A 4,880-nucleotide genomic window follows, 5' to 3' on the forward strand; every position below is an offset into this window, starting at 1 on the left:
AGTTGGGGGGACGGACTGATGGGTTGCGATTGCCTGCAGGAAGAATGGAAACTCATCAAGGCTGCGCCAGATGAGATCAAAATGTTGAGGAGCAGCAGTTTGCGTTCGCTCAACGAGATTGTTTACGACGACGGAGAGGGCGGTGGGCTCTCGCTAGCTGATATTCTGCCGGCGGAGGAATGGGAAGAAACCACATTGGATCGTCTTGATGTGGAAAGGCGGATTGGCAGGTTGAGTGGCCGTGATGCCAAAATAGTGAGACTCCGGATGGCCGGATTCAGCCAGGCGGAGATTGCTAAGCGGGTTGGTGTCAGCCAGGCGAGTGTATCGAGGATACTGTCCAGGTTGAAGGTGGTAGCATAGATGGCTAGGGCAGTGCTCTATACGGGTCCCCGGTGCCCGAAGTGTGCTGAGGCCAAGCGGTGGCTTAGGGAACATCATATTGAGTTTGTGGAGGTAGACATTTCCCAGGACGCTGAGGCTGCGAAACGGTTGTCGGAGAGGTGGATCACCGGGATTCCTGCGTTAGAGGTGGACGGCGACTTTGTGGTCGGGTACTCACCTGCTAGATATACGACTTTCTTCATCGGGAGGAGCGTTGTGGACTTTATCAAGGGGAGCGTAGGTTGAGCAAGGAGACTTGCGGGAGAGGAGTGAGAGAATGGTCCGGTGTAAGGCGTGCAAAGAACCCATAGAGTGGGTCAAGCTCTCCAGCGGAAAGCTGATGCCGGTCAACTGCCAGTATGTGACCGTTGTCACGGATGGAGGCGAAGTGGTACGCGGCAGGACTCCGCATTGGGCCACCTGTCCGTTCGCTGAGTCTTTCCGGAAGACAGGAGAGGATGAGAGTGAAAAAGCTCCTGCATGACATGAACCTGCTGGTTGCTGCCAAAACCGACGAAAAGGCATTCGAGGAGCTTATGCCGGAGTTTAGAAAACTCATATGGTTCTGCTACTGGAAGTATCTCGGCGGCCCTGCAAGGCTGGAGCGTACTGCACTGGCTGAAGAAGACATGTTTCAGGCCGGGATGTATGGACTTTACATAGCGTTGAAGCGGTACGACCCGGAACGTAACATACGGTTCACATCATTCGCCGTCCCGTACATCGCCGGCGAGATGCTGAGGCAGCTCCGGAGCATGAGGTTTCCGTTTCATGTCCCGCGCCGTCTGTATGAGGCCATGGACACTGAAGAAGCGGAGGAATTGCGGGACTGCGCGGTGCTTTCGCTGGAAGAGCCGGCGCAGAGGAGCCGTCGGGATAATGCCGTCCGTACTTGGGCGGAGATCATCCCCGATGATAGGAATTGGGAAGCCGGAGTCATCGGCTTGGTTGATTTCGAACGGGTGTTAGGCAGGATGAGCGAGAAAGACGCGGAGATTGTGAGGCTTCGCTTCGCCGGCCTGCCCCAGGCGGAGATCGCAAAGCAGGTCGGTTGCAGTCAGGCTCAGGTGTCGCGCATTCTGTCGAAGCTGAAGGCGGTGGCGTGATAGAGAACTGAGGGGAGGACGAAAAGAAGGCAGATGTGCTTCGGGAGAAATGAAAGCGCATGAGAGCTCTCAGCGACAACTCGTTACAGAATTGGCCATGCGTCTGGCATTGGCCCTGAAGGCCATTGCAATCGGCCGGCTGCCGGGATATGCGTGATGTGCGGGAAGAAAAGGGCATCAGGGGGTTTTGTTACGTGTGAGGAGTGCAGGGCGAAATGGCGGCAGTGGAAAAGGAGGGAAGGGAGTCGTGAGCAGGCGTCTGACCCGTGAGGAAATCCGGCTTGCTGCGCGGTTCGTATTCGAGCTTCTGGAGCTTCAGAGACGGAAGGCTCCCGATATAGAGATTGAGAATTGGAGGTCCCGGGTGGAACGGGCCTTTCCTCCGGTTGAATGGCGGGAAGGGTTTTCAGTCACCATCGGAGAGGTTATGCAGGCGAAGGGGCGGGATTTGGCTGGACTATTGGGGGTGATGGCATGATCGGCAATACTGTGGATTTGGACAAGTCTCTTTGCGGCGATTGCTCGCATCTTCGCATATGTGCTATCCCGTTACGGGCCGAATCGATATCAGATGAGTTATACAACTTGGGCATCAGAGTAATCATTTCCGAGTGCAAGGCTCATGAGGAGGCTCGACTGGATGCCAGGCAAGGCGCCACGGCGTAAGGGATTTGATGCAGAACGTGAGCTCGCCCGGCTCCTGGGGGGACGGAGAATTCCGCTCTCCGGAGCTGCTGGCGAAGACTATGCGGGAGATATGGAGGTCCCCGGTCTTGGAATCGGAGAAGTAAAGCGCCGGCGGGATGGATTTAGACAGCTCTATGGATGGCTTGAGGGGCGGGACTTCTTAGCTGTGCGAGCCGACCGGAAAGATTGGCTGATAGTAATACCGATAGAGCGGTTCAAAGAATTATTGAGAGGGCGCAACATGTCAATCTAATTTCTGGGGGAGAACTGGCATGAAATACAGTCCAGAAAGATTCGCAGCATTAGTTAAGGAATTTCATGAGGCAGAAGAGCGGATCTTGAGTCATAAAGGCACAGAGTATGCCGACGATGTGGACCGTCTCGAGAACTTTCATCAGCAGGCCTTGATTCAGAAATGTAAGCCGGCTGATATTGCGTTGACATATCTCCTGAAACATGTCCTTGCTATCGCCAAAGCAGTTCAGACGGGTCAGTATGAGTGGGCCTGGGAGGGTTCGCATGGCGAGGGCTTGAGGCAGCGTTTTGCCGACGCCCGGAATTACCTACTCTTGCTCGCTGCCTGTATTGATGAAGTTGCTGGGTCAGGTGAAGGATGAAGCTGGTGGGTATACGTCCGGTGCGTCGACATTATCCTCGAGGGCTGGCCTTGTGGTAGTGCTATTGGGAGAACATGAACAGCGTGCAGTATTAGTCGTGGTGTTGGCGGTGCCACATAGTGGCATAGTCAAACAGATGTTCTCATGGTATGATCTGGTTAGGAGGTGCCCGGATGCACAATAAGCAGGAATTGCGCGAAATGAGTCGAATTGAGACCATCAGAGTTGTCAGGGAAGTACTGGCAACATACCGGGAGCGCCGAACCAGCGGTCGGATAACCGTGGATGTCCGCAGCGGCAAGGCGATCTGGGTCAAGCCGGCGGTCGCTGACGTAGAGGCGCCCGAGGCGTTTCCAGACGAGGCGAAGGTTTTGCAGGAACTGGATGAGACTCTTCGTGAGTTCCAGGGAGAGGGTGTATCCGGCACTGTCGCGCTCGTGGTTTGCGCGGGACGTGGGGTCGGGGTCGAGAAGGTTGTCGAGCTCGAGAAGGTGAGGGTGGGATAGGGAAAGCGTGCTGCGGTCGGTGAGAGTTGCTGAGTTTCTGAGTACCATGCATCCGTTGGAAAGGCGGTTGAATCTAGGACAGATTGGAGGAGCTAGCCATATCCCGTCGAAATCTAAAGGGGATCTGCGCGTGTTAGAGATGTCTCCTCCTGTTGCAGAAGAAGAGATGGACCCGGAAATACAGGCCCTTGCAAGGGAATCAGGTAGTGTTGTTGCATGCTTTATTGCTCCATATGCAGGTATTCGAACCTCGCCACGTGATGAAGTATATGCTAGCATAGGGTTGGAAGAGGAATTTGTCGTGGAATCCCTCTTGGAGAGGGTCCGCAAGGAAATCCCCGAGCGCAAAGACCGGAAACTCATTTGCTTGATAAACACTCATGGTGGTGGCATGGCGTCATCTTACAAGATCGCCCGGGCCTTGTGGGTTGTGTTTAGCAAGATCAGGGTATTTGTGCCTCATATAGCTGCGAGTGGAGGCACAATTGTCGCTTTAACTGGCGATGAAATCGTAATGGGATTGATGAGCCAGCTAGGCCCGCTGAACGTACAGACCACGTACAAGGGCTTCCCAGTCTCTGTAAACAGGTCTATGGAGTGTTTGCGCAGGTATAGAGAGTTGTTTCGAACCATGACGCCTGAGGAAGCACCATACCCGTTGCGCGCGATGGTCGATAGGCTTGACCCGCTTCTGAATGAGGAATGGTGCGGGATAGCCGCGACCGGATACGCATACGTCAGGGATATCCTTGGATTAGCTGGATATCCTAAGGATAAGGCCGACAAGCTGGCGTTAACGCTGACCAAGGAGTTTCCTAGTCACGGTTATGTCATTCATGCTGACATGGCTCGCGATCTGGGGCTTCCTGTCAAGCCAAGTGAACAGTACCCCGCCGAGTGGGACCTGATGAGACGGTGGTTGGGGCGATATCTCTCACAGGGAGCCGCCCATCACCACATAAAATACGCGCTACCCGTGCAAACGGCAGTGACCTTGACGGCGACAACGTCGGAAGGTGGTCAAGGAGGGAACAAGAGCGAGGAAGGGGCGGTGGCAGAGAGCAATGAAGGTAACGAAGACAAAGAAAGGGGAGGTAATCATCCTAAGTCGGGCTCGAGAGGAAGAGAAAGGTAGTCCGTTTTGGGCGCCAGAATCCTCAGAATGGGCGAGATTCTGGATGACCCGGTACTCGGCTGACGACGCAATGTTGTGCTCTAGGACAGTGCCAAAGCGGGAGAACAACCCTGAAGGGTAACAGACAGTAATAGTAAGAGTCAGCGGCTCAGCAGACGCGATGCCGGCAGTTTCGGAGATTCAGTCTCCGAGCTGCCGGCTTTTCTTTTGGGGGTGGACAGGTAGTTACAATACTTGAATACATCTGGGCGCATGACGAGATGACGGTGTTGCGGCTTGTCGCACTCGGCCTGCTGAGCGATTGGCTTGTTGAGGCGGTCCTGGGCGTACGGTTGCAGTGCGCGGACATGGATATAGGCCACTCTTATTACGAACGAATGATGGCGCATGACGCTTACCGCCGGTGTAAAGGGGGAGGTATAAGGCAGGTGAGGTGGGCGTGAGC

11 protein-coding genes are annotated in these 4,880 nt (G+C 54.8%); all 11 read left to right on the forward strand.

All coding sequences use genetic code 11. The features are described 5' to 3' along the window. The first annotated feature begins 18 nt into the window (after positions 1-18). Positions 19-363 (forward strand): helix-turn-helix domain-containing protein, encoded by a 345-nt coding sequence (locus tag HPY52_16890; GenBank protein NPV81910.1) that lies wholly within the window; start codon positions 19-21, stop codon positions 361-363. Further along, positions 364-630 (forward strand): glutaredoxin family protein, encoded by a 267-nt coding sequence (locus HPY52_16895; GenBank protein NPV81911.1) that lies wholly within the window; start codon positions 364-366, stop codon positions 628-630. A 31-nt stretch (positions 631-661) separates the two neighbouring features. Continuing rightward, positions 662-868, forward strand: coding sequence for a hypothetical protein (locus HPY52_16900; GenBank protein NPV81912.1), 207 nt, complete (start codon positions 662-664; stop codon positions 866-868). Beyond that, positions 849-1,490, forward strand: coding sequence for a sigma-70 family RNA polymerase sigma factor (locus HPY52_16905; GenBank protein NPV81913.1), 642 nt, complete (start codon positions 849-851; stop codon positions 1,488-1,490). Before HPY52_16900 ends, HPY52_16905 begins: the two co-directional genes overlap by 20 nt. Positions 1,491-1,686: 196 nt before the next feature. After that, a complete protein-coding gene (locus tag HPY52_16910; protein ID NPV81914.1) occupies positions 1,687-1,968 on the forward strand; it encodes a hypothetical protein in 282 nt (93 codons plus the stop codon). A 162-nt stretch (positions 1,969-2,130) separates the two neighbouring features. Then, the gene (locus tag HPY52_16915; protein NPV81915.1) at positions 2,131-2,430 is read left to right on the forward strand and encodes a hypothetical protein; all 300 of its coding nucleotides are present in this window, start codon (positions 2,131-2,133) and stop codon (positions 2,428-2,430) included. 19 nt (positions 2,431-2,449) lie between these two features. Then, positions 2,450-2,794 (forward strand): hypothetical protein, encoded by a 345-nt coding sequence (locus HPY52_16920; protein ID NPV81916.1) that lies wholly within the window; start codon positions 2,450-2,452, stop codon positions 2,792-2,794. Beyond that, positions 2,766-2,978 (forward strand): hypothetical protein, encoded by a 213-nt coding sequence (locus HPY52_16925; protein ID NPV81917.1) that lies wholly within the window; start codon positions 2,766-2,768, stop codon positions 2,976-2,978. Before HPY52_16920 ends, HPY52_16925 begins: the two co-directional genes overlap by 29 nt. Beyond that, a complete protein-coding gene (locus HPY52_16930; GenBank protein NPV81918.1) occupies positions 2,968-3,300 on the forward strand; it encodes a hypothetical protein in 333 nt (110 codons plus the stop codon). The genes HPY52_16925 and HPY52_16930 overlap by 11 nt, the downstream gene beginning before the upstream one ends. A gap of 130 nt (positions 3,301-3,430) precedes the next feature. Further along, the gene (locus HPY52_16935) at positions 3,431-4,435 is read left to right on the forward strand and encodes a hypothetical protein (GenBank protein ID NPV81919.1); all 1,005 of its coding nucleotides are present in this window, start codon (positions 3,431-3,433) and stop codon (positions 4,433-4,435) included. Positions 4,436-4,695: 260 nt separating this feature from the next. Then, positions 4,696-4,878, forward strand: a complete 183-nt coding sequence (locus tag HPY52_16940) for a hypothetical protein (protein ID NPV81920.1) — start codon at positions 4,696-4,698, stop codon at positions 4,876-4,878. Positions 4,879-4,880 lie beyond the last annotated feature (2 nt).

The sequence above is a fragment of the Bacillota bacterium genome, from assembly GCA_013178415.1.
In the GTDB taxonomy this organism is placed as follows: Bacteria; Bacillota; SHA-98; order Ch115; family Ch115; genus Ch115.

Excerpts from the sequence above, each read along its gene's own strand:
- HPY52_16890 (NPV81910.1), top strand. The coding sequence starts at position 19 with ATGGGTTGCGATTGCCTGCAGGAAGAATGGAAACTCATCAAGGCTGCG.
- HPY52_16920 (NPV81916.1), top strand. The coding sequence starts at position 2,450 with ATGAAATACAGTCCAGAAAGATTCGCAGCATTAGTTAAGGAATTTCAT.
- HPY52_16925 (NPV81917.1), top strand. The coding sequence starts at position 2,766 with ATGAAGTTGCTGGGTCAGGTGAAGGATGAAGCTGGTGGGTATACGTCC.
- HPY52_16915 (NPV81915.1), top strand. The coding sequence starts at position 2,131 with ATGCCAGGCAAGGCGCCACGGCGTAAGGGATTTGATGCAGAACGTGAG.
- HPY52_16900 (NPV81912.1), top strand. The coding sequence starts at position 662 with ATGGTCCGGTGTAAGGCGTGCAAAGAACCCATAGAGTGGGTCAAGCTC.
- HPY52_16940 (NPV81920.1), top strand. The coding sequence starts at position 4,696 with ATGACGGTGTTGCGGCTTGTCGCACTCGGCCTGCTGAGCGATTGGCTT.
- HPY52_16930 (NPV81918.1), top strand. The coding sequence starts at position 2,968 with ATGCACAATAAGCAGGAATTGCGCGAAATGAGTCGAATTGAGACCATC.
- HPY52_16895 (NPV81911.1), top strand. The coding sequence starts at position 364 with ATGGCTAGGGCAGTGCTCTATACGGGTCCCCGGTGCCCGAAGTGTGCT.